This window comes from Nonomuraea monospora (assembly GCF_039531895.1).
Classification (GTDB): Bacteria; Actinomycetota; Actinomycetes; order Streptosporangiales; family Streptosporangiaceae; genus Nonomuraea; species Nonomuraea monospora.
The window spans coordinates 106,996-129,170 of sequence record NZ_BAAAQX010000014.1; the positions used below are offsets into that span (position 1 = coordinate 106,996).

Below are 22,175 nucleotides of genomic sequence, written 5' to 3' on the forward strand. Positions count from 1 at the left end.
GGGGTGCGGAGCAGTCAAGGCGGCGGGGAGACGCAATGTTTCTCGGGGTCCGGGACGGTGGCCGGGTTCCGGGGCCGGTGGGGGACGGATAACGGCAGGTCACACAGCGAGAAGCCTTTGACGAGAGTGTTTCAGAGAGCGCTCTCTTAGGTGTCGGAGAGGTTAACCCGTGGCTTGACAGAGGTTACGGTCGCGCGCAGTCTCCTACTCAGGGAGCGCTCCCTCGAACCTTTCCCCCGCTTTGACGGAGACGTTGTGACCGCACTCTTACGCCGTCTCGCGGCATTCGCCGCCCTGATGATCCCGCTGCTGTCGGCGCTGCCCGCCCACGCCGCCGACCCCCTGCTGTCGCAGGGCAGACCCGTCACCGCCTCCTCCACCGAGAGCGCCGCCGCCTTCCCCGCCTCCGCCGCCGTGGACGGCGACGCCGGCACCCGCTGGTCCAGCGCGTTCTCCGACCCGCAGTGGATCCAGGTGGACCTCGGCGCGACCGCCGCCATCACGCAGGTCGAGCTGAGCTGGGAGGCCGCCTACGCCACCGCCTTCCAGGTGCAGGCGTCCACCGACGGCAACTCGTGGAGCACCCTGCACTCCACGGCCGCCGGCACCGGAGGCAACCAGACCCTCACCGTGTCCGGCAGCGGCCGGTACGTCCGCGTCCACGGCACCCAGCGCGCCACCCAGTGGGGTTACAGCCTCTGGGAGTTCAAGGTGTACGGGAACGGCGGCGGCTCCGGCGGCGGCGAACGGCTGCTGTCGTACGGCAAGCCCGGCGTCGCCTCCAGCTCGCAGCACGACGCGAACTGCTGGGAGTGCACCCCGGCCAGGGCGTTCGACCTCGACCCCGCCAGCAGGTGGGCGACCGCCGCGTGGTCGGACCCCGGCTGGATCTACGTGGACCTCGGCGCCACCGCCCAGATCAGCAAGGTCGTGCTGCAGTGGGACCCGGCCTACGCCAGGTCGTACCAGCTCCAGACCTCCCCCGACGCGAACACCTGGACCACGATATACAGCACCACCAGCGGCGCCGGCTTCAAGCAGACGCTGAACGTCAGCGGCACCGGCCGGTACGTCCGCATGTACGGCACCCAACGGGCCGGCGCCTACGGCTACAGCCTGTGGGAGTTCCAGGTGTACGGCACCGGCGGCAACCCTGCGACCCCGCCCGCCCCGCCCAAGGACCCGGCGAATCCGCCGGCCCTGGTGTGGAGCGACGAGTTCAACGGCGCAGCGGGCGCCAAGCCCGACGCCGCCAAGTGGCGCGCCGACCCGGGCACCGGCCCGAACAACGAGCTGGAGTACTACACCGACCACGCCAACGCCTCCATGGACGGCCAGGGCCACCTGGTCATGGAGGCCCGCAAGCAGGCCACGCCGGGCTCCGCCTGCCCGCCCGACCCGCTCACCGGCAGCACCACCTGCCAGTACACCTCCGCCAGGATGAACACCGGCACCAAGTTCCACTTCACCTACGGCCGCGTCGAGGCCCGGATCAAGGTGCCCAAGGGCAACGGGCTCTGGCCGGCGTTCTGGATGATGGGCGCCGACTTCCTGACCGGGCGGCCGTGGCCGTACAACGGCGAGGTCGACATCATGGAGGTCCTCGGCAAGGACGTGAAGACGTCGTACTCGACCGTGCACGCGCCCGCCTACAACGGGGGCGGCGGCGTCGGGTCGCCGTACACGCTGCCGAACGGCGCCGACTACTCCGACGACTTCCACGTCTGGGCCGCCAACTGGGACAGCAAGGGCATCGTCTACACGCTCGACGGGCGGACGGTGTTCACGATCAGCAAGGACCAGGTGGAGCAGACCCGCGGCCCGTGGATCTTCGACCACCCCTTCTACCTCATCCTGAACCTCGCCGTGGGCGGCGACTGGCCGGGGCCGCCGAACGCCGCCACGCCGTTCCCGTCACGAATGCTCGTCGACTACGTGCGGGTCTACCAGTGACCCCCGTCAAGGGAGCCGCCATGCGGATCTTAGCCCTGTTGTCCCTGCTGCTCGGCACGTTCGTGGTGGCCGCCCCGCCGCCCGCCGCGGCCGAGCCCGTACGGGTGGCGGAGTTCCTCGCCGACTGCCCGTTCAGCCACCGGCTGCCCGACGACCCGATCGTCTTCCCCGGGCTGCCGGGCGCCTCGCACATGCACAGCTTCTTCGGCAGCCGTGTCACCAACGCCCACACCCAGCTCAACGACCTGCTCAACGGCGCCACCAACTGCAACCCGGCCGTGGACAAGTCGTCGTACTGGGTGCCCACCCTCTACCGGGACGGCGCGCCCGTGGAGCCGGCCATCGTCACGTTCTACTACCTCGGGGAAGGGGTGCGGGACGACATCATCGCCCGCATCCAGCCGCTTCCGCTGGGGTTGCGGATCGTGGCGGGCAACGCCAAGGCGACCGGGCCCGACAACACGACGATCTCCAGGTGGTCCTGCCTGCACGCCGGGCACGTGGGGGCCTCCAAGGACTTCGTGAACTGCCCGTCGGGCACCATGCTGGAGTCGTACCTGGACTTCCCGCAGTGCTGGAACGGGCGGGACCTGGACTCCGCCGACCACAAGAGCCACATGGCCTACCCGGTGGCGGGGGCGTGCCCGAGCACGCATCCGGTGCCGGTGCCCAAGCTGCGGCAGGTCATCCGCTACCCGGTGAGCGGCGACCCGTCCCGCTTCAGGTTGGCGTCGGGCGGCGGGTTCACGATGCACGGCGACTTCTTCAACGCCTGGCCCGCGGCCGAGATGGAGCGGCGGGTGCGTGACTGCATCCGGCCGATCATCAAGTGCGGCGCCGACGGGCGTCCCTCGTAGGTGGTCGTCCTGTCCGGGCGGGCGTGCGCGCCCGCCCGGACGCTGTACGGGAAGGGTGTCATGCGCTGGTTCGCAAGTCTTCTGGTGGTCATGGTGCTGGCGGGATGTGCCCCCTCCGAACGGCCGACCGTCGCCGCCACCGCGAGGTTCACCGAGGGGTTCAGCACGACCGACGTGGCGTGGTTGCAGCTCACCGACGCCCTGCACGCGCGGGCGCGGCCCATGCTGGAGCTGGCCCCCGAGCGGGCCGCCAGCCGATCGCTGGCCCGCCTGGCCGAACGGCTCGGCGCGGCGCAGGAGGCGGGCCGAGGACGGTTGCGGGCGCTGCTCGCCGAGGCCGGGATCACCGGCGAGAACCCGCACACCCAGCACGACATGCCCGGCATGCCCACGGCCGCGGACCTGAAGGCCCTGGCCGGGCTGCGGGAGAGCGCGTTCGACCGGCGTTTCGCCGCGTTGCTGCGCGCGTACCTGGAACAGCTCGTGCTGGTCGCGGACGGCGAGCAGGGCTCGGGCGGCGCGGCGCGGGCGCGCGAGCTGGCGCGGGCGATGGCCCGCGAGCACGCCGGCGATCTCGCCGAGCTGGAGCGGGCGGTCGCCGCATAGGTTGGGGGCATGGAGATCGGGGAGCTGGTCGGCGCGGGACGCAGCGCCGACGTCTACGCGCTCGGCGACGGGCGGGTGCTGCGCCGCTACCGGGTCGACGTGGACGCCAGGCGCGAGCTGGAGATCATGGCGTACGTGGCCGCGCACGGGTTCCCCGTGCCCGAGGTCTTCCCCGGCGAGAGCAGCGCCACCGACCTGGTGATGCGGCGGGTGTCCGGGCCGACGCTGCTGCACGCCATGCTGGCCGGGCAGGTCGGGATCGAGGAGGCGGGCCGGACGCTCGCCGGGCTGCTGCGGCGGCTGCACGAGATCCCGGCCCGGGTGTCCGGTGATCCGCGCGATCGGATCCTGCATCTGGACCTGCACCCGGACAACGTGATGCTGACGCCGGACGGGCCCGTGGTGATCGACTGGTCCAACGCCAGGGAGGGGCGGCCCGCGCTGGACTGCGCCCTGTCGGTGCTGATCCTCGCGCAGGCGGCGGTGGACGAGACCGGTGAGCTGGCGGCGGCGGCGCGGGAGGCGGCCGGGGCGCTGGTCGCCTCGCTGGGCGAGGACCTGGATCCGGGCGGTCCGCTGGAGGACGCCCAGGCCCGGCGCGCCGCCGACCGCGGGTTGAGCGAGCGTGAGGTGAGCCTGCTGGACGACGCCGTGGCGCTGATCAGGAAGCTGGCCGCACGCTGATCAGCTCCAGGCGCCCCTGGCGGCGGCCTCCTGGGCGAAGGTCTCGAACGTCTTCGGGGCGCGCCCCGTCACGTCGCTCACCGTGTCGGCCACCGGCTGGTCGCCGAGGGCGCGCAGCGCGCCGAAGGCCTTGGCCGCGTGGATCGACTCGCCGGAGAAGCCGTTGGCCGCGATGTAGTCCTCATCGCCGCCCAGGTACCGCACCTCGCGCCCGACGGCCCGGCCGATGATGTCCACGGCCTCGCCGAAGGCCAGCGAGCCTGGCCCGGTGATCTCGTAGGCGCGCCCCGCGTGTCCGTCCTGGGTGAGGGCCGCGACGGCGACGGCGGCAATGTCGTCGGCGTCCACGAACGCCTGGCGCACGTCGCCGAGCGGCATCAGCACCTCGCCCGCCATGATCGCCGGCTGGAAGAAGCCCTCGTCGAAGTTCTGGTTGAACCAGCTCGGCCGCAGGATCGTCCACTCCGCGCCGCTGTCGCGCACGGTGCGCTCGGCGGCCATCAGGCGTTCGTCGCCCATGGCCTCGATGGCCCCGCTCGACAGCAGGACGATGCGTTCGACGCCGCGCTCCACGGCCAGCGCGACGAACGCGGGATCGACGGCGACGCCGTCGGGCGCCATCAGGTAGAGGGCCGACGCGCCTGACACGGCCGGCTCCCAGGTGCCCGGGTCGGACCAGTCGAAGGTGGCCTGGCCGCTCCTGGAGGCGCCCCGCACGGTGTGGCCGGCGGCACGCAGTTGCTCCGTGACGCGGCGGCCGGTGGAGCCTGTGGCACCGAGGACGAGGATCATCACATCGTGTGTCATGCCCCCAGCCAAGCAAAGGGCACCGACAGAACGCGTCAAAGCCCCTCTGTGTAGGACGAATACCGACAGAACGGCTACTGCGTCCAGGCCGCCGTGACGTCGAGGCGTTCGCGCCAGAGCTTCTCGCCGCCGCCGCCCGGCTCCCAGCGGGTGCAGAAGTCGAGCAGCCCCCGGCAGCGCTCCAGCATGGCCGCGTGCCGCTCGGCCCACGACGGGACGGGCTCCCCGTAGGCGGAGAAGAAGTGCGGCAGCAGCGCCACGTGCTCGGGGTGGTGGCTGCGCACGATCCACTCCACCCAGGCCAGGTCCTCGACCGGCCGGCCTGGGTGGGCCCACTCCCAGTCGAGGATCGCGGCGGTCTCGAACGTGTCGGGGTGGAACAGCATGTTCTGCGGCCCGTAGTCGCCGTGCACGATGCCGAGCCGGTGGATGCGCGCCAGCATCCGCCCGCACTCGGTGAACACCTCCACCGCCCGGCCGTCGTCGAGCAGGTCCTGGCCGTGGGAGCCGTCGACGAAGCGGGTGGTCAGGCTCGTCGAGGTGACCTGGTGGACGCGCGGGACCGGGAGACGGCCGCGCAGGCGCCGCAGGTATCTGCTCTCCGTGCTGAGCCTGAACGCCGCTTCGGGCCCCTCGTAGCACTTCACGACCAGGGCGCCGTCGCCGAACGTGCTGTTGGTGTACCCGTGCTTCACAAGGGACGATTCTGGCGCATCCGCACCGCTGCCGGGCGCCTCGGCGCGCCATCCGCGCGGCTCCGATACACGATGTAAGGACGGAACAAATAGCCCAACGGGGCGGAAAGCGCGTGCACCAAGCGGCTGAACGGGAAAAGTACGAACAGCGCCATCCCGATCAGTGTGTGCACCTTGTAAAGACCGCTCGCGTGCTCCATCGCCGTCGCGTCGGGCCGCAGCACGAAGATCCCGCGGAACCAGGGCGCGACCGTGGTCCGGTAGCTCACCTCCGTGGGCACGAACCCCGCCACCGTCGTCACCACGCCGGCGACGATCGAGGCCGCGAGCACCACGTACATCACCTTGTCGTTGACCGTGGTCGCCTGGAACACCGGCCCGTTCGTGCGGCGGCGGTAGATCAGCAGGACCAGCGCCACCAGCGTGGCCACGCCCGCCAGGCCGCCCCAGACGAGCGCGTTGGCGTGGTAGGCCTCGTTGGACAGGCCGATGGCGTCGGTCCACGACAGCGGGATCAGCAGGCCCGTCACGTGGCCGACGATCACGAACAGCAGCCCGTAGTGGAACAGCGGGCTGGCCACGCGCAGCAGCGGGCTCTCGTAGAGCTGCGAGGAGCGGGTCGTCCAGCCGAACTTGTCGTACCGGTAGCGCCAGACCAGGCCGCCCACGAAGATCACCAGGGTGACGTACGGGGCGACGATCCAGAGCATGCTCTCGCCCCAGCTCACCCGTAGACCCCCACGCTCTCGGCCGGCGGCCCGGCGGCGGCCAGCCGGGCCGCCGTGGCCCGGTCGGCGGCGCTGATCGGGGGCAGCTCGGCGCAGACCGTGCCGATCACGTGCCGGTACGGCGAGTCGCGCTCGGTCAGGGCGGTCAGCAGCAGCTCCAGCCCCGCCCTGTGCTCCGCCAGCAGCGCGGCGCCGGAGGGGTCGCACGCGGCGAACTCCAGCATGACGGGCAGGAAGTCGGGCAGCTCGTCGTCCATCAGCTCCCAGCCCGCCGCGCGGTAGCGCTGCTTCAGCGCGGCCAGTGACTCGCCGCGGCGGCGGGTGTCGCCGTCGGTGTAGTAGGTCAGGTAGAGGCAGCAGCGGCGTTGCAGGTCGAACGTGTCGACGTAGTGTGCGGCCAGCTCGCCGGAGCCCAGGTCGGCCACGTGGTCGAGGAACGGGGTGAAGTGCGGCTCGGCGGCCTCCTTGATCAGCGGGAGGCGGCGCCAGAAACGTTCGTCGGGGTAGGCGAGCAGGTGGGCGGCGGCCTGCCAGATCACCGGGCGCGTCATGGGTGTCTCCGTTTCGGTGGGAAGAGTCCCGCGGGGGTGCCGCGGCCGTCCCAGTTGAGAAGGTTCACCCGGTCGCGGGTGACCTCGCTGCTCGTCTGCCGCTCCTTCAGGCCGTGGAAGGTCTCGATCGAGACCGGCACGGGCCGCCCCGACGCCTCGCCGAACGGCTGCTGCATGCCCGGCCCGCCGTCGTAGTCGAGGCTGCAGCCGCCCTCCTCGACGACGCCGGGCACGTTGCCGTACGCGGTCGGGATCACGTAGCGGTCCTCGTACTTGGCGATGGCGAGCAGCCGGTACATGGCCTCCAGGTCGGGATCCCCGGGCGGCTGCTCGCCCAGGTTGACCGCCCGCATGTACGCCCGCATCTCCGCCAGCCGGCGCAGCGCGTACGTCACGGGCGCCGGGTCGCCCGCCGTGAACAGCTCGGCCAGGTACTCGATGGGGATGCGCAGCGCGTCGATGGCGGCGAACAGGTTCGTCGCGTCCTCGCCGTCGTGGCCGGTGCTCGACAGGGCGTCCACGACGGGGGAGAGCGGCGGGACGTACCAGACCATGGGCAGCGTGCGGTACTCCGGATGCAGGGGCAGCGCGATGCGGTACTTCTTGATCAGGTCGTAGACGGGCGACCTGCGGGCCGCCTCCAGCCAGTCGGACGGCAGCCCGGCGGCCTCGGCGTCCGCGCTGTGCGGGTCGATGAACAGGTCGAGCTGCGCCTCGTACAGGTCGCGCTCGTCCGTCACCGAGGCCGCCTCCGTGACACGGTCGGCGTCGTACAGCAGCACGCCCAGGTAGCGCAGGCGCCCCACGCACGTCTCCGAGCAGACCGTCGGCAGCCCCACCTCCACCCGCGGGTAGCAGAACGTGCACTTCTCGGCCTTGCCGGTCTTGTGGTTGAAGTACACCTTCTTGTACGGGCACCCGGTCACGCACATCCGCCAGCCCCTGCACCGGTCCTGGTCGACCAGCACGATGCCGTCCTCGGCCCGCTTGTACAGGGCGCCGGACGGGCAGGAGGCCACGCACGACGGGTTCAGGCAGTGCTCGCAGATGCGCGGCAGGTAGAACATGTACGCCTGCTCGAACGACAGCGTGACCTGCTCCGACAGCTTCTGCAGCACCGGGTCGGGGCTGGGGTCGCCGCCGAGGTTGTCGTCCCAGTTGGCGCTCCAGCCGATCTTCACCGGCTCGCCGGAGATCAGGGACCTGGGCGGCGCGACGGGCACGTCGTCGGTGAGCGGGGCGTTGGTGAGGTTCTCGTAGTCGTAGGTCCAGGGCTCGTAGTAGTCCTGGATGGAGGGCATGAGCGGGTTGGCGAAGATGGTCGCCAGCTTGCGCAGGCGGCCTCCGGCGCGCGGCTTCAAGCCGTGGCGGGTGAGCTTCCAGCCGCCGCGCCAGCGCTCCTGGTCCTCGTAGCGCCTGGGGTAGCCCTGGCCGGGGCGGGTCTCGACGTTGTTGAACCAGACGTACTCGACGCCCGGCCGGTTCGTCCAGGTCTGCTTGCAGGTGACCGAGCAGGTGTGGCAGCCGATGCACTTGTCGAGGTTCATCACCATGGCGATCTGGGCCATCGGTCTCATCAGTACCGCACCTCCTGTGACCTGCGCCGGATGGCGGTGATCTCGTCGCGTTGGTTGCCGGTGGGGCCCAGGTAGTTGAAGGCGTAGGAGAGCTGGGCGTGGCCGCCGATCAGATGGGTGGGCTTGATCAGCACCCTGGTCAGGGCGTTGTGGATGCCGCCGCGCCGGCCCGTGGCCTCCGACTTCGGCACGTCGATCAGGCGGTCCTGGGCGTGGTGCATGTAGACGGTGCCCTTCGGCATGCGGTGCGAGACGACCGCCCTGGCCACGACCACGCCGTTGCGGTTGACCGCCTCGATCCAGTCGTTGTCGGCGATGCCGAGGTCCGCGGCGTCCTCGGTGGAGATCCAGATGGTGGGGCCGCCCCTCGACAGCGAGAGCATCAGCAGGTTGTCCTGGTACTCCGAGTGGATCGACCACTTGCTGTGCGGGGTGAGGTAGCGCAGGGTGCCGCTCTCGCCGTACAGGGCGGCCAGGTCGAGCGGGGGCCGGTAGATCGGCAGGGCCTCGCCGTACTCGTGCATCCAGTCGTGGTCGAGGAAGAAGTGCATGCGGCCGGTCAGCGTGTGCCAGGGCTTGCCCTGCTCGACGTTGATCGTGAAGGGGGAGTAGCGGCGGTCGTGCGCCTCCTTGCCCGACCATTCGGGGCTGGCGGCGACGTGCACGGGCCTGGCCTGGGTGTCGCCGAAGACGATGCGGTGGTCCTCGTGGATCAGGGTGTCGAAGCTCTCGCCCGTCCGCTGGGCGAGCTGACGGAAGCCCTGCGCGGCCAGCCTGCCGTTGCTGACGCCCGACAGGGCGAGGATCGTCTCGCACGCCTTGGCCGCGGTGTCCAGCTCCGGTCTGCCCTTGGCCACGCCGCGCGGCACCAGGCCGCAGCGCTGGCCCAGCCAGGCCACCTCCTGGTCGGGCAGGAACGTCACCCCCTTGACCGGGATGCCGAGCCGCTCCGTGAGCGGGCCGAGCGCGGCGAGCTGCTCGGCCGTGGCGCCGTAGTCGCGCTCCACCACCTTCAGGCCGAAGCCCGAGCGCCCGGCCAGTTCGGTGGGCGTGTCGTGCTGGTGCGCCACCGCGACGACGTCCCTGCGCACGCCCAGGTGGTCCCTGGCCAGGTCGCTGAAGGAGCGGGCGATGGCGTGGAAGGTGGCGAAGTCGGTCCTGGTCTCCCAGGGCGGGTTGATGGCCGGGTTGAAGGCGTGCACGAACGGGTGCATGTCGGTGGAGGAGAGGTCGTACTTCTCGTACCAGGTGGCGGCCGGGAGCACGACGTCGGAGAAGACCGTGGAGCTGGTCATCCTGAAGTCCAGGGTGACCAGGAGGTCCAGCTTGCCCTTCGGGGCGCGCGGATCGGGGTTGTCCAGGTTGGAGCGGGCGCCGAGCAGGTGGTGCAGGAAGTACTCGTTGCCCTTGCTGGAGGAGCCGAGCAGGTTCGAGCGCCACAGGGTGAGCACGCGCGGCCAGTTGCGCGGGTCGTCGGGGTCCTCCGCGGCGAGTTTGAGCGTGCCCGCTTCCAGCTCTGCCCTGGTGGCGGCGATCGGGTCGGCGGCGTCGCCGAGGTCGAGCGGGTTGCGGTCGAAGGCGGGGGCCATCGGCATCCAGCCGTTGCGCACCGACTCCACCACCAGGTCGGCGGTGTGCTTGCCGCGGAAGCCGCCTTTGGCCAGCGGGCTGGTCAGCTCACTGGCGTCGAAGTGGTCGTAGCGCCACTGGTCGGTGTGCAGGTACCAGAACGTGGTGCCGGGGACCTGCCTGGGCGGCCTGGCCCAGTCGAGCGCGCCCGCCATGAGCTGCCACCCGGCCAGGGGGCGGCACTTCTCCTGGCCGACGTAGTGCGCCCAGCCGCCGCCGTTGCGGCCCTGGCAGCCGGTCAGCAGGAGGAGCGACAGGAACGCCCGGTAGATCGTGTCGCCGTGGAACCACTGGGTGGTGCCCGCGCCCAGGATGATCATGCAGCGGCCCTCGGTGGCCTCGGCCGTCCTGGCGAACTCCCTGGCGATCTTGATCGCTCTGGCCGCCGGGACGCCCGTGATGGGCTCCTGCCAGGCCGGGGTGTAGGGCTGAGCGGGATCCGCGTAGTCGCTGCCCACCCCGTACTGCGCCAGCAACAGGTCGAAGACCGTGGTTACCGTCCGGCCCGCCACCCGGGCGGTGGGCACGCTCCTGCGCGTCGAGTGGCCGCCGTCGAAGCGGGGGAACAGCACCTCCGCCTCCTCGCCGCCGCGCAGGGTCAGCTTCGGGGACGTGTCCAGACGCAGGTTCCACCGGCCCAGGCCGGACTCCGTCCAGCGGAAACCGGCCGAGCCGTTCGGCACCACCGGCTCGCCCGACTCCGCCATGAGCACGGTCTTCCACTCGGCCGCCTCCTCCCGCGAGCCGAGGTCGCGCGCCGTCAGAAAGCCGCCCGGCACGTACGCGCCGTCGCGCTCCTCCAGCGTGACGAGGAACGGCAGGTCGGTGAAGCGCTTGACGTAGTCCGTGAAGTACGGCGTCTCCCGGTCGACGAAGAACTCCTTGAGCAGCACGTGCCCCATCGCCATGGCCAGGGCCCCGTCCGTGCCCGGCCGCACCGACAGGAACTCGTCGGCGAACTTGGCGGCGTCGCTGTAGTCGGGGGAGACCACCACCACCTTCTGGCCCCGGTAACGGGCCTCGGCCATCCAGTGGGCGTCCGGGGTGCGGGTGACCGGCACGTTGGAGCCCCACATCACCAGGTACGCGGCGTCCCACCAGTCCGCCGACTCCGGCACGTCGGTCTGGTCGCCGAACACCTGGGGGGAGGCCACCGGGAGGTCGGCGTACCAGTCGTAGAAGGAGAGCATGGCGCCGCCGATCAGCGACACGAAGCGGGCGCCGGTGGCGTGCGAGACCATCGACATGGCCGGGATGGGGGAGAAACCGGCGATCCGGTCGGGGCCGTACGCCTTGATGGTGTGGACGTGGGCGGCGGCGATCAGCTCGGTGGCCAGCTCCCAGGAGACGCGGACGAGCCCGCCGTGCCCCCGGGCCGACTGGTACCTCTCCCGCTTCTCCGGATCCGTCGTGATCTCCGCCCAGGCGGCGACCGGGTCTCCCAGCCGCTTGCGCGCCTCCGCGTACATCTCGACCAGCACCGCCCTGGCGTACGGGAAGCGGACCCGGGTCGGCGAGTAGGTGTACCAGGAGAAGGCGGCGCCGCGCGGGCAGCCGCGCGGCTCGTACTCCGGGCGGTCGGGGCCGACGCTCGGATAGTCGGTCTCCTGCGTCTCCCAGGTGATGATGCCGTCCTTGACGTACACCTTCCACGAGCACGAGCCCGTGCAGTTCACGCCGTGCGTGGACCTGACCACCTTGTCGTGGCTCCACCGGTCGCGGTAGAAGGCGTCCCCCTCCGTGCCGCCCTTCAGGAAGAGGGTGTGCAGGTCGCCGCTGGTGGTTGACCGGCGTAGGAAGCGGCCGGTCTTCAGCAGGAAATCCTCGGCGGTCATACCCCCACTTCATCACAGATGGTGACCCTCTGTTACACAGGGTGTATGTCTGAGCTTCGTAAAGGTTCCGAGCTGCGCAGGGGTCAGGTGCGGAACCTGGCTCTGGCCACGGTGGCCTTCGCGGTGACGTTCTGGGCGTGGAACCTCATCGGGCCGCTGTCCGGCAGCTACAACCGGCTGCTGAACCTGTCGCCGACGCAGACCTCGCTGCTGGTGGCCATCCCGGTGCTGGTCGGCTCGCTGGGACGGATCCCCATGGGGATGCTGGCCGACCGGCTCGGCGGGCGCCGCATGTTCGCGATCATCTGCTTCGTGTCCATCGTGCCCGTGCTCTTCGTGGGCTGGTCCGACACCTACGGCTGGCTGCTGTTCTGGGGGTTCCTGCTGGGCATCCCCGGCACGTCGTTCGCCATCGGCATCCCGTTCGTGAACGCCTGGTACGAACCCGACCGCCGCGGCTTCGCGACCGGCGTGTTCGGCGCGGGGATGGGCGGCACCGCGCTGTCGGCGTTCTTCACCCCGCGCCTGGTCGAGGAGTTCGGGCGGCCGGGCGCGCACCTGCTGATGGCGGCGGTGCTGGCGCTGATGGGCATCGTCATGCTGGGCGGCAGCCGCGACTCGCCCCGCTGGACGCCCGCCACCGGCTCCGCGCTGCCCCGCATGCGGGAGGCGCTGAAGATCAAGGCGACCTGGCAGTGCGCGTTCCTCTACGCGGTGGCCTTCGGCGGGTTCGTGGCGTTCTCCACCTACCTGCCCACGCTGCTGCAGAACGTCTACCACTTCGCGCAGACCGAGGCCGGGCTGCGCACCGCCGGGTTCTCCATCGCCGCCGTGCTGTCCAGGCCGCTCGGCGGCACGGTCGCCGACCGGATCGGGCCCGTCAAGGTGCTGGCCGTCTCCTTCGCCGGGACCGTGCTGATGGCGCTCGTGCTGGCGCTCAACCCGCCCGTCGAGGTGCCCGCCGGGCTCAGCTTCGTGCTCATGGCGTTCTTCCTCGGGCTGGGCACCGGCGGGGTGTTCGCGCTCGTGGCCAAGCTGGTGGACGCGTCCAGGGTGGGCACCGTCACCGGGCTGGTCGGCGCGGCCGGCGGGCTCGGCGGGTACTTCCCGCCGCTGGTGATGGGGGCCGTCTACACCGCCACCGGCGCCTACGCCATCGGCTACGTCCTGCTGGCCGTCACGGCGGCGGTCGCCCTGGTCTACACCTGGCGGGCCTTCCCGCGGTGACGAAAATGGTTTGCCGGGCCTGGTGCGACCTTGTCAAGGTTGTCAGGCTATGCGCTCCCTTCCTGAGGCCGATCCCGGCGTGCCCGACATCCGCAGCCCGCTCCGCTACCTGTGGTGGAACGCGCGGCGCCAGGCGGTTCCCCTGCTCGCGGGCATCGGCTACGCCAGCCTCTGGTGGCTGGTGCAGGCGCTCATGCCTGCCGTGCTCGGAAGGGGCATCGAGGCCGTCACCGCCAAGGACACCGGCTCGCTGCTGACGTGGTCGGCGATCCTGTTCGGGCTCGGGCTGGTGCAGGCGTTCACCGGGATCATGCGGCACCGGATGGCCGTCTTCAACTGGCTGTCCGCCGCGTACCGCACCGTGCAGCTCACCTCCCGGCAGGCCGCCAGGCTCGGCGCCACGCTGCCCAAACGGCTGTCCACCGGCGAGGTCGTCAGCGTCGGCAACTCCGACATCGCGCACATCGGCAGCTCCATGGACATCCTGCTGCGCGGCGTCGGATCGATCCTCGCCATCGTCACCGTCACCGTGATCCTCATCTCCACCTCGCTGCCGCTCGGCCTGCTCGTGCTGTTCGGCGTGCCGCTGATGGCCGTCGCCGTCGGGCCGCTGCTGCGGCCCCTGCACAGGCGGCAGCAGGCGCAGCGGGAGCTGGCCGGAGAGCTGTCCACCCGCGCCGCCGACATCGTCGCCGGGCTGCGCGTGCTGCGCGGCATCGGCGGCGAGCAGGTGTTCGCCGCGCGCTACCGCGCCGAGTCGCAGCGCGTACGCCACGCCGGAGTACGCGTCTCCGGCGTCGAATCGGTGCTCGAAGGCGCCCAGATCGTGCTGCCCGGCCTGCTCATCGCCATCGTCACCGGCGTCGGCGCCTCCTTCGCCGTCGCCGGCGACATCCCCACCGGCCAGCTCGTCGCCTTCTACCTGTACGCGGTGTTCCTCATCGGCCCCATGCGCACCCTCACCGAGGCCGCCGACAAGCTCACCAAGGGCCACGTGGCCGCCGGCCGGGTGATCAGGATCCTGTCCATCGAGCCCGAGGTCACCGGCGGCACCGGCACCGGCGAGGGCGGCGTGCTGCGCGACTCCTACAGCGGTGTCACGCTCCAGCCCGGCACCCTCACCGCCGTCGCCGCCGACACCCCCGACGACGCCATCGCCATCGCCGACCGCCTCGGCCGCTACGCCGAGGGCGACGTCACCTTCGGCGCCGTCGAGCTGCGCACCCTGCCGCTGGAGCAGATCCGGTCGCGCATCCTGGTCGCCGACAACGGCGCACGCCTGTTCAACGGACGGCTGCGCGACGAGCTCGACGTGCGCGGCACCGCCACCGACACCCGCATCCGCGAGGCCCTGGACGCCGCCTGTGCCACCGACGTCGTCGAAGCCCTGCCCGACGGGCTCGACGCGCACGTGGCCGAGGCGGGGCGCGAGTTCTCCGGCGGGCAGCAGCAGCGGCTGCGGCTCGCCAGAGCACTGGTCACCGACCCCGAGGTGCTCATCCTGGTCGAGCCCACCAGCGCCGTCGACGCCCACAGCGAGGCCCGCATCGCCGAACGCCTGGCCAAGGCGCGCTCCGGGCGTACCACCATGGTCTGCACCACCAGCCCGCTCGTGCTCGACCGGGCCGAGCACGTGATCTACGTCGAGAACGGCCGCGTCCTGGCCGAGGGGACACACCGGCAACTGCTCGACGGATCCCCCGCATACGCCGCGACCGTGACCCGAGGGGAAGACTGATGGCCCGGGAGATCCTGCCGATCGCCGACCGCAAACAGGTGCGCGCCTACGCCAGGCGGCTCACCCTGAAGTACCCGCGCTCGCTCGCGCTCGCCCTCCTCCTGCACGGCCTGGCCGCCGTCGCCGGGCTGGTCGTCCCGTGGCAGCTCGGCGCCCTGGTGCAGCAGCTCCAGTACGGCCACGAGGTGAACGTCGCCGTCGTGGCCGCCGCCATCGGCGCCTTCCTGCTGCTGCAGGGCGTCCTCATCCGGTACGCGGTGCTGGCCTCCGCCAGGCTCGGCGAGAAGGTGCTGGCCGAGCTGCGCGAGGAGTTCGTCGACCGGGTGCTCGCCCTGCCGCTGTCCACCGTCGAACGGGCCGGGTCCGGCGACCTCATCACCCGCACCTCCCGCGACGTGGACGCCCTGTCGCGCACCGTACGGCACGCCGTGCCCGAGACGCTCATCGCGATGGTCACCTTCGTGATCACCATTGGCGCGCTGCTGCTGGTCAGCCCGCTGCTCATGCTGCCGATGCTGGCCGCCGGCCCCGTGCTGTGGATCGCCACCCGGTGGTACCTGCGCCGCGCCCGCGACGGCTACCTGCGCGAGAACGCCGCCTACGCCGACATCACCGAAGGGCTCGCCGAGACCGTCGAAGGCGCCAGGGCCGTGGAGGCGCTCGGCCTGCGCGAGCGGCGCCGGGCCCGCACCGAGGGCGACATCGCCCGCTCCTACGCCGCCGAACGCTACACCCTCGGCCTGCGCACCACCTGGTACCCGGCCGTCGAGCTGGGCTACGTCATCCCCGTGGTGGCCGCCCTGCTCGTCGGCGGCCTGTTCTACACCAACTCCTGGGTGACGCTCGAACAGGTCGTCACCGCCGCCCTCTACGCGCAGCAGCTCATCGACCCGCTCGACCGGTTCCTCATGTGGGTGGACGAGCTCCAGGTCGGCGCGGCGTCGATGGCACGGCTGCTCGGCGTCGCCAACGTCCCCGACGACCGGGCGGCCGGCACGGCCCGGCCCTCCGGCGAGCTGCTGGAAGCCTCCGGCGTCCGCTACGCCTACCGGGAGGGGCGCGACGTGCTGCACGACGTCTCCCTGACCGTCCAGCCCGGCGAGCGGCTCGCCATGGTCGGCCCGTCCGGCGCAGGAAAGTCCACCCTGGGGCGGCTGCTGGCCGGCATCCACGGGCCGCGCACCGGCTCCGTCACCGTCGGCGGCGTGCCCCTCGTCGACCTGCCGCTCGACGACCTGCGCGGGCACGTCGCGCTCGTCACCCAGGAACACCACGTGTTCAAGGGCACGCTGCGCGACAACCTGCTGATCGCCCGGCCCGACGCCACCGACGCCGCCGTCCTCTCGGCCCTGCAAGCCGTGGACGCCCTCGACTGGACGCGAGGGCTGCCGGCCGGGCTCGACACCGAGGTCGGGTCCGGCGGGGTCGCGGTGCCGGCCGCGCAGGCGCAGCAACTCGCGCTCGCCCGGCTGGTCCTCGCCGACCCGCACACCCTCGTCCTGGACGAGGCCACGTCGCTCATCGATCCGCGTGCCGCCCGGCACCTGGAGCGGTCGCTGGCCGCTGTGCTGGAAGGGCGGACGGTGATCGCCATCGCGCACCGGCTGTACACGGCGCACGATGCCGATCGGGTGGCTGTGGTGGAGGATGGGCGGATCAGTGAGCTGGGGTCGCATGAGGAACTGGTGGCCGAAGGGGGGTCTTACGCGGCGTTGTGGAGCAGCTGGCACGGCAGCCCCAGCAGGACCTCGGCGCCGTCCTGAACTCTCGAGGGCTGAGCTCCAGCGGGCGAGCGGGGCGGAGCGGGCGGGCGGGGCGGAGCGGGCCGGCGGGCGCAAGCGAGCGGGCGGAGCGGCGGGGCAAGCGAGCGGGCCAGCACAAGCAGGCGAGCGGGTCAGCGCAAGCAGGCGGGCGGGCGAAGCGGACAGGGCGGCGGGGCGGACAGGGCGGCGGGGCGGGCCGGCGGGCGCAAGCGAGCGGGCGGAGCGGCGGGGCAGGCGAGCGGGCCAGCACAAGCAGGCGAGCGTATCAGCGCAAGCAGGCGGGCGGGTGGAGTCGGGCGAGCGGGTAAGCGGGGCGGGAGCGGGCAAGCGGGCAAGGCGGGCGGGCGTAAGCGGGCGAGCGGCGGGGCCGGAGTCCCCGCTGGCCCGCTCGCTTGCGCCCGCTCGCCCCGCCCGCTTGCTCCCCCGACTCCACCCGCCCGCCCGCTCGCCCGCTCGCCCCGCCCGCTTGCTCCCGCTCCCGCCGCTCACCCGCTCGCCCCGCCCGCTTGCTCCCGCTCCCGCCGCTCGCCCGCTCGCCCCGCCCGCTTGCTCCCGCTCCCGCCGCTCGCCCGCTCGCCCGCCTGCGCCGCGTCCCTCGCTCTTGCCCCGCCCTCGCTCCCGCTACTCGGCGGCAAGGTCCTCAGGCGCGACGCGGGCGAGATCGGCCAGGGTGGTCAAGGCGCGTGCCAGGACGTCCGGCGGGGGAGAGGCCAGCCCGAGCCGGACCGCGTTCGGCGCGCTGCCCCGCCCCACCGCGAACGCGGCGGCGGGCGTGACGGCGATGCCGTACCGGGCGGCGGCGGCCACGAACGTCTCGGCGCGCCACGGCGACGGCAGCTCCCACCAGCAGTAGTAAGACCGCGGATCACTGCGCACGCCGAACCCGGCGAGACACCGGGCGGCGATCTCCTGGCGCATGGCCGCGTCCCGCTGCTTGGCGCGGGCCACCGACCGCGCGGTGTCGTCCGTCAGCCACCGGGTCGCCGCCTCCAGCGCGAACCGCATCGGCGTCCACCCGCCCGACCGCACCGCCGCCGCCACGCCCGCCACCGCCTGTCCGGGCACGACGGCGAAGCCGAGCGACAGGCCGGGCGCGAGCCGCTTGGACAGGCTGTCCACCAGAATGGTGCGTCCGGGCGCGAACGCGGCCAGCGGCGGCAGGTCGTCGCGCAGGAACGACCAGATGGAGTCCTCGATCGCGGGCACGTCCAGGCGTTCGAGCAGGCCCGCCAGCTCGGCCCTGCGCTCGACGGGCATGCTGACCGACAGCGGGTTGTGCATCGTCGGCTGTACGTAGATCGCCTTGAGCGGCGCCTTCCGCGCGGCGGCCGCCACAGCCGCCGGATCCAGCCCGGCCTCGTCGACCCGCAGCGGCACGAGCGTGACCCCGACCCGCGACGCCAGCCCCTTGAGCACGGGATACGTGAGCTCCTCCACCCCGAGCCGCCCACCCGACGGCAGCAGCGCGGCCAGGGCCGCCGCGATCGCCTGGCGCCCGTTCCCCGCGAACAACACCCGCTCGGGATCCGGCCGCCACTCCCCGCGCCCCAGCAGCCCGGCGGTGACTCGCCGCGCCGCCGGGGTGCCCGCCGCGCCGACCGGTTTCATGGACGACTCCAGGACGTCGGCGCGCAGCAACGGCCCGATGCCGTCGGCCAGCAGCCTGGCCTGCTCGGGCACGACGGGATAGTTGAGCTCCAGATCGATCCGGCTGCCCGTCGGCTCGACGAGCGCGGGGCCGGGCTGCGGCGCGGCGGCCCGTACGAACGTGCCCCGGCCCACCTCCCCGACGGTCAGCCCGCGACCGGCCAGCTCCCTGTAGACGCGGGCGGCCGTGGAGTCGGCGATGCCGTGCCGCCGCGCGAAGCTCCGCTGCGGCGGCAGCCGGTCTCCGGGCCGCAGCCGCCCGGCCGCGATGTCGGCGGCGATGGAGTCTGCTATGCGCCGGTAGTCCTCCATGCGCCGCATCCAAGCACAACATTGCTCCGAGTGCAATTGCACCTATTGCACCGAGATCCTGAGCGTCGCTAGCTTCGCTGTCATGGTCGAACAAAGTGCGGTGCTCGGCGTCGTGCTCGTAGCGCTCGGCATGGTGCTGTCCCCGGGGCCGAACATGCTGTACCTCGTCTCCCGCAGCACCAGCCAGGGGCGGCGAGCCGGGATCATCTCCCTGGCCGGGGTCGCCGCCGGCTTCCTCGTCTACCTGGTGGGGGCGAACCTCGGGCTGGCGGTCCTGTTCACGGCGTTTCCCGAGCTCCTGGCCGTCATCCGGATCGCTGGTGCCCTGTATCTGCTGTGGCTCGCTTGGAAGACGCTCAAACCCGGCGGCGCGTCCGTCTTCGCCGCCAGTGAGATGCCGCCCGACTCCCCGCTTCGGCTCTTCACCATGGGGCTGATGACCAACCTGCTCAACCCTAAGATCGCCCTCCTCTACATCTCGATCATCCCTCAGTTCGTTGATCTCGACCGGGGGAACGTGCTGCTCCAGGGCATCATCCTCGGCTGTGTGCAGGTGACGGTCGCTCTCCTGGTGAACCTGTCGATCGTGGTGGCGGCGGGCGGCATCGCGGGCTTTCTGGCGGCCCGTCCTGCCTGGCTGCGCTTCCAGCGGATGGCCATGGGTTCCCTGCTCGCCGTCCTCGCTGTCAGCCTCGCGTTCTCCTGAATGCGCTCAGCTCCTCCTGATCGCGCTCAGCCTCTCCTTCCGAGCACGCTCAGCCTCCCCTTCCTGCGCCCGCGCTCAACTTCTCCTTCTTGCGCTGGCTCAGCGTCTCCTTTCGTGCCCGCGCTCAGCGTCTCCTTCTCTCGCCCGCGCTTAGCGTCTCCTTCTCTCGCCCATGCTCAGCTCCCCGGCACGCCAGCTTCTTGGGCAGGTCCAGGCCGAACGTCGACGATTACGGGCGGGTGGCGGTGGTCAGGCGTACCCTCGCGCGTAGCTGGACGCCGTCCGGGGTCTCGTACGGGCGTAGGCCGTCGCGTACCGCGTTGCGGAGGGTGGCGATGGTGGGCTCGTCGAGGTCGGAGAGGTTGAAGCGGACCGGGCCCATGGCGCAGATGTTGGTGGCGGCCTGGTCGGCGGTGCGGCCGAGGTTCTCCATGGCTTCGATGACCTGCATGTCGATGGTGGTGAAGCCGGCGTCCGTCAGCACGTCGTGGATGCGGGTGGGGTCGACCATGGACATCATGCCCTGGGCGGCGGGGGAGGGGCGCCGCATGTGGTCGCGCAGGGCGGCGGTGGCGCGGGCGTAGTCGCTGTCGGGGGTGCCGGGGACCGAGGTGATGATGGCCAGGCGACCGCCGGGGCGCAGGGCGCGGGCGATGTTGGTGAAGCCGGCGACGAGGTCGGCGAAGAACATCACGCCGCCACGGCTGATGGCGACGTCGTACTTGCCGTCGCCGAAGGGGTGGACCTGGGCGTCTCCCTGCTCGAAGACGGCGTTGGCCACGTTCTGCTCGGCGGCGTCGGCGCGGGCGCGCTTCAGCATCGGGGCCGACAGGTCGATGCCCAGGGCGGTGCCCCGTGCTGCCCTGCCGGCCGCCAGCAGCGTGGTGCGGCCCGTGCCGCAGCCGACGTCCAGAACCTGGTCGTCCTCCTCGATCGCGGCGGCTGTGAAGAGTGCCTCGTTGAAGCCGTCGAGCATGCCGTTGTAGTAGTCCGGGTTGTCGGCCCAGGTCTGGCCTTCCCATCCGTTCCAGGCCTCGGATTGCTGCTTGTTGACGATGTTGGGCATGGTGCTGCCTCACTTCTCGTTAGTAGAGTTGGACTCTAGTGACAGTTACTAGAGTTAAACTATAGAGAAGCGCGCGTCAAGGGGATGGGCCGCGAGTTGTTGATGTTGAGGAGTGGTGCTAGGGCTCGCTGCGGTGGCTCGCGCGGTCAGCAGTTCGTTGTGCGGGGTGGGAGGGTGGCGTCGGTGAGGTAGCGGTTGATGTGGTCGCGGGCGCACGGGTTGACGCCGTAGAGGGTGTGGCCTGGGCCGTCGTGGTGGATCGTGACGCTGTCCGGGACTTGGGACAGGACGCGTTCCGTCGCGTCGGACTCGCCCCATGCGCCTGCGCCGAGCAGCGGCGGCAGGGTGCTGGGCAGGGGTGCGGGCGGGTTGGTGACGGTGACGGGCCAGCCGATGCAGTTGAGGGTGCTTGTGGCGAACGTGTTGGTGGCGCCGGTGTTCGGGGCGATCTTACGGAGGCGGTTGATCGTGGTCGTCAGTTGCTTGAGGTTGGCGAAGCGAGGCCAGTCGGTGCATTCCGTGACCGGGGTGGCCTGGTCGGGGTAGCGGGCGCCCCTGGCCGGTACGAAGTCGGAGGCGTCGCCCTTGCTCGCCTTGCGGATCGCGGCGGCCAGCTTCGGCCAGGCCGGGGTGCCCTGGCGGGCCATGGCGATGGCGAAGGACTGGAGGTCGCCGGCCTTGTAGGCGATGTTCGCGGTTTTGGTGGGGACGGGGGTGGCGGTCGCCCGGGTGATCAGCTTGCGCCAGAGGGTGGGGACGTCCTTGCAGTCGTTGGTGGCGCACCAGGTGAAGAAGCGGCGCATCGACTGCTCGTTCGCCTTGGCCATCGCCTCCAGCTCCCGTGGCCAGTCGGCGGTGCTGTGGTTCCACGTGCCGTCCAGGACCATCGTGCGGACGCTGTTCGGGAAGAGGCGGGCGTAGGCCTGGCCGTAGAAGCCCGCGTAGGAGGCGCCGTAGTAGTTGAGCTTGGTGTCGCCCAGGGCCTTTCTGATCGCTTCCATGTCTCTGGCGTGGTCGGCTGAGCTCATGTTGGCGAACAGCTCAGGGTCTTTGTGGCGGCAGGCCTCGGCGTAGCCGCGGTTGGTGTCGGACAGGCGGCCGAAGTCGGCGTCGTCTTGGGGGAGGTCGGCGATGGGGATGCGGGTCCAGGTGCATGGCAGGCCTGTGCTGAGGCCCTGGAACGGGTCGGGGCCGTAGCCTCGGGTGTCCCACGTGATGATGTCCATGGATTTGCGTAGGTCGGTCCACCAGGCTTGGAGGGACTGGGTGGTGGCGATGCCTGGGGCGCCGGGGCCGCCGTAGGAGACCAGGACCGAGCCTTTTGAGGTGCCGGTGGACTTCAGGCGGCCGATCTTGAGGGTGATCTTGCGGCCTTCGGGTTTCTGCCAGTCGGCGGGGACCTGGAGGTCGGTGCATTCCATGCCGATGGTGTCGTTGGGGCAGGGTTGCCAGCTCAGGGCTGTGGCGGTGCTGGTGGTCGTCGTGGTGGTGGCCGTGGTTGTCGTCGCTTGGGCGGGCTGTGGGGCTGTGGTGAGCAGGGTTAGGGCGAGGGTGAGGGGGAGGGTGACGGGCTTGCGCATGGCGTAGACGATGCCGGAGGAGGTGGGTTGGGCGCGTCGGACCAGGGTTTGGTCTTTGGGGGGTGGGTGTCGGACTACGGGTTGATAGACCGCAGCCCGCATGGGTTTCAGGCGGCCTGCGAGGTGCGGGGTGCTGGCGGGAGGTGGCGGCGCGGATTGGGCTTGCGCGGAGGCGGTGCGGGGCGTTATCGGGCTGGGCGTGGAGGCGCGCAAA

General features: G+C 71.4%; 17 protein-coding genes. 8 read left to right on the plus strand and 9 right to left on the minus strand.

The window, feature by feature from the left end; genetic code table 11:
- Nucleotides 1-255: 255 nt before the first annotated feature.
- From ABD331_RS26690 to ABD331_RS26705, 4 genes are read left to right on the plus strand one after another with little or no spacing between them, the layout of a single operon-like run.
- Nucleotides 256-1,953 (plus strand): discoidin domain-containing protein, encoded by a 1,698-nt coding sequence (locus ABD331_RS26690; protein ID WP_344479968.1) that lies wholly within the window; start codon nt 256-258, stop codon nt 1,951-1,953.
- A gap of 20 nt (nt 1,954-1,973) precedes the next feature.
- Entirely contained in the window at nt 1,974-2,810 is an 837-nt protein-coding gene (locus ABD331_RS26695; protein WP_344479971.1) for a DUF1996 domain-containing protein, read from the plus strand.
- A gap of 60 nt (nt 2,811-2,870) precedes the next feature.
- Nucleotides 2,871-3,416: a DUF305 domain-containing protein gene (locus ABD331_RS26700; protein WP_344479974.1), complete on the plus strand. Its 546-nt coding sequence runs from the start codon at nt 2,871-2,873 to the stop codon at nt 3,414-3,416.
- Between the two features lie 9 nt (nt 3,417-3,425).
- Nucleotides 3,426-4,100: a phosphotransferase gene (locus ABD331_RS26705; RefSeq protein WP_344479977.1), complete on the plus strand. Its 675-nt coding sequence runs from the start codon at nt 3,426-3,428 to the stop codon at nt 4,098-4,100.
- On the opposite strand, the gene ABD331_RS26710 is transcribed toward ABD331_RS26705, so the two are convergent.
- The 6 genes from ABD331_RS26710 to ABD331_RS26735 form a co-directional block, all read right to left on the minus strand.
- Nucleotides 4,101-4,907 (minus strand): SDR family oxidoreductase, encoded by an 807-nt coding sequence (locus ABD331_RS26710; protein ID WP_344479980.1) that lies wholly within the window; start codon nt 4,905-4,907, stop codon nt 4,101-4,103. It lies immediately after the preceding gene.
- A 74-nt stretch (nt 4,908-4,981) separates the two neighbouring features.
- Complete coding sequence (locus tag ABD331_RS26715) at nt 4,982-5,602, minus strand: phosphotransferase (RefSeq protein ID WP_344479983.1); 621 nt, start codon at nt 5,600-5,602, stop codon at nt 4,982-4,984.
- Nucleotides 5,599-6,330: a respiratory nitrate reductase subunit gamma gene (gene narI, locus ABD331_RS26720; RefSeq protein WP_344479986.1), complete on the minus strand. Its 732-nt coding sequence runs from the start codon at nt 6,328-6,330 to the stop codon at nt 5,599-5,601. Before narI ends, ABD331_RS26715 begins: the two co-directional genes overlap by 4 nt.
- Nucleotides 6,327-6,881 (minus strand): nitrate reductase molybdenum cofactor assembly chaperone, encoded by a 555-nt coding sequence (narJ, locus tag ABD331_RS26725; protein ID WP_344479989.1) that lies wholly within the window; start codon nt 6,879-6,881, stop codon nt 6,327-6,329. Before narJ ends, narI begins: the two co-directional genes overlap by 4 nt.
- A complete protein-coding gene (gene narH / locus ABD331_RS26730; protein ID WP_344479992.1) occupies nt 6,878-8,458 on the minus strand; it encodes a nitrate reductase subunit beta in 1,581 nt (526 codons plus the stop codon). Before narH ends, narJ begins: the two co-directional genes overlap by 4 nt.
- Entirely contained in the window at nt 8,458-11,922 is a 3,465-nt protein-coding gene (locus ABD331_RS26735; protein WP_344479995.1) for a nitrate reductase subunit alpha, read from the minus strand. Before ABD331_RS26735 ends, narH begins: the two co-directional genes overlap by 1 nt.
- Before the next feature lie 45 nt (nt 11,923-11,967).
- Between ABD331_RS26735 and ABD331_RS26740 the strand changes: the two genes are divergently transcribed.
- From ABD331_RS26740 to ABD331_RS26750, 3 genes are read left to right on the plus strand one after another with little or no spacing between them, the layout of a single operon-like run.
- Nucleotides 11,968-13,149, plus strand: a complete 1,182-nt coding sequence (locus ABD331_RS26740; RefSeq protein WP_344479998.1) for an MFS transporter — start codon at nt 11,968-11,970, stop codon at nt 13,147-13,149.
- A gap of 49 nt (nt 13,150-13,198) precedes the next feature.
- Nucleotides 13,199-14,887, plus strand: coding sequence for an ABC transporter ATP-binding protein (locus tag ABD331_RS26745; protein ID WP_344480000.1), 1,689 nt, complete (start codon nt 13,199-13,201; stop codon nt 14,885-14,887).
- The gene (locus tag ABD331_RS26750) at nt 14,887-16,650 is read left to right on the plus strand and encodes an ABC transporter ATP-binding protein (protein ID WP_344480003.1); all 1,764 of its coding nucleotides are present in this window, start codon (nt 14,887-14,889) and stop codon (nt 16,648-16,650) included. The genes ABD331_RS26745 and ABD331_RS26750 overlap by 1 nt, the downstream gene beginning before the upstream one ends.
- 621 nt (nt 16,651-17,271) lie before the next feature.
- On the opposite strand, the gene ABD331_RS26755 is transcribed toward ABD331_RS26750, so the two are convergent.
- Nucleotides 17,272-18,618, minus strand: coding sequence for an aminotransferase-like domain-containing protein (locus ABD331_RS26755; RefSeq protein WP_344480006.1), 1,347 nt, complete (start codon nt 18,616-18,618; stop codon nt 17,272-17,274).
- A gap of 73 nt (nt 18,619-18,691) precedes the next feature.
- Here ABD331_RS26755 and ABD331_RS26760 point away from each other — a divergent pair, with 73 nt between their 5' ends.
- Nucleotides 18,692-19,315 (plus strand): LysE family translocator, encoded by a 624-nt coding sequence (locus ABD331_RS26760; protein WP_344480009.1) that lies wholly within the window; start codon nt 18,692-18,694, stop codon nt 19,313-19,315.
- A gap of 229 nt (nt 19,316-19,544) precedes the next feature.
- On the opposite strand, the gene ABD331_RS26765 is transcribed toward ABD331_RS26760, so the two are convergent.
- Together ABD331_RS26765 and ABD331_RS26770 are read right to left on the minus strand one after the other, a co-directional pair.
- The gene (locus ABD331_RS26765; RefSeq protein ID WP_344480011.1) at nt 19,545-20,381 is read right to left on the minus strand and encodes a class I SAM-dependent methyltransferase; all 837 of its coding nucleotides are present in this window, start codon (nt 20,379-20,381) and stop codon (nt 19,545-19,547) included.
- A 146-nt stretch (nt 20,382-20,527) separates the two neighbouring features.
- Nucleotides 20,528-21,961: an alpha/beta fold hydrolase gene (locus ABD331_RS26770; RefSeq protein ID WP_344480014.1), complete on the minus strand. Its 1,434-nt coding sequence runs from the start codon at nt 21,959-21,961 to the stop codon at nt 20,528-20,530.
- Nucleotides 21,962-22,175 lie beyond the last annotated feature (214 nt).

Coding starts and splice junctions, on each gene's coding strand:
- ABD331_RS26695 (WP_344479971.1), top strand. CDS start 1,974: ATGCGGATCTTAGCCCTGTTGTCCCTGCTGCTCGGCACGTTCGTGGTG.
- ABD331_RS26700 (WP_344479974.1), top strand. CDS start 2,871: ATGCGCTGGTTCGCAAGTCTTCTGGTGGTCATGGTGCTGGCGGGATGT.
- ABD331_RS26705 (WP_344479977.1), top strand. CDS start 3,426: ATGGAGATCGGGGAGCTGGTCGGCGCGGGACGCAGCGCCGACGTCTAC.
- ABD331_RS26710 (WP_344479980.1), bottom strand. CDS start 4,907: ATGACACACGATGTGATGATCCTCGTCCTCGGTGCCACAGGCTCCACC.
- narJ (WP_344479989.1), bottom strand. CDS start 6,881: ATGACGCGCCCGGTGATCTGGCAGGCCGCCGCCCACCTGCTCGCCTAC.
- narH (WP_344479992.1), bottom strand. CDS start 8,458: ATGAGACCGATGGCCCAGATCGCCATGGTGATGAACCTCGACAAGTGC.
- ABD331_RS26735 (WP_344479995.1), bottom strand. CDS start 11,922: ATGACCGCCGAGGATTTCCTGCTGAAGACCGGCCGCTTCCTACGCCGG.
- ABD331_RS26740 (WP_344479998.1), top strand. CDS start 11,968: ATGTCTGAGCTTCGTAAAGGTTCCGAGCTGCGCAGGGGTCAGGTGCGG.
- ABD331_RS26745 (WP_344480000.1), top strand. CDS start 13,199: ATGCGCTCCCTTCCTGAGGCCGATCCCGGCGTGCCCGACATCCGCAGC.
- ABD331_RS26750 (WP_344480003.1), top strand. CDS start 14,887: ATGGCCCGGGAGATCCTGCCGATCGCCGACCGCAAACAGGTGCGCGCC.
- ABD331_RS26755 (WP_344480006.1), bottom strand. CDS start 18,618: ATGCGGCGCATGGAGGACTACCGGCGCATAGCAGACTCCATCGCCGCC.
- ABD331_RS26760 (WP_344480009.1), top strand. CDS start 18,692: ATGGTCGAACAAAGTGCGGTGCTCGGCGTCGTGCTCGTAGCGCTCGGC.
- ABD331_RS26765 (WP_344480011.1), bottom strand. CDS start 20,381: ATGCCCAACATCGTCAACAAGCAGCAATCCGAGGCCTGGAACGGATGG.
- ABD331_RS26770 (WP_344480014.1), bottom strand. CDS start 21,961: ATGCGCAAGCCCGTCACCCTCCCCCTCACCCTCGCCCTAACCCTGCTC.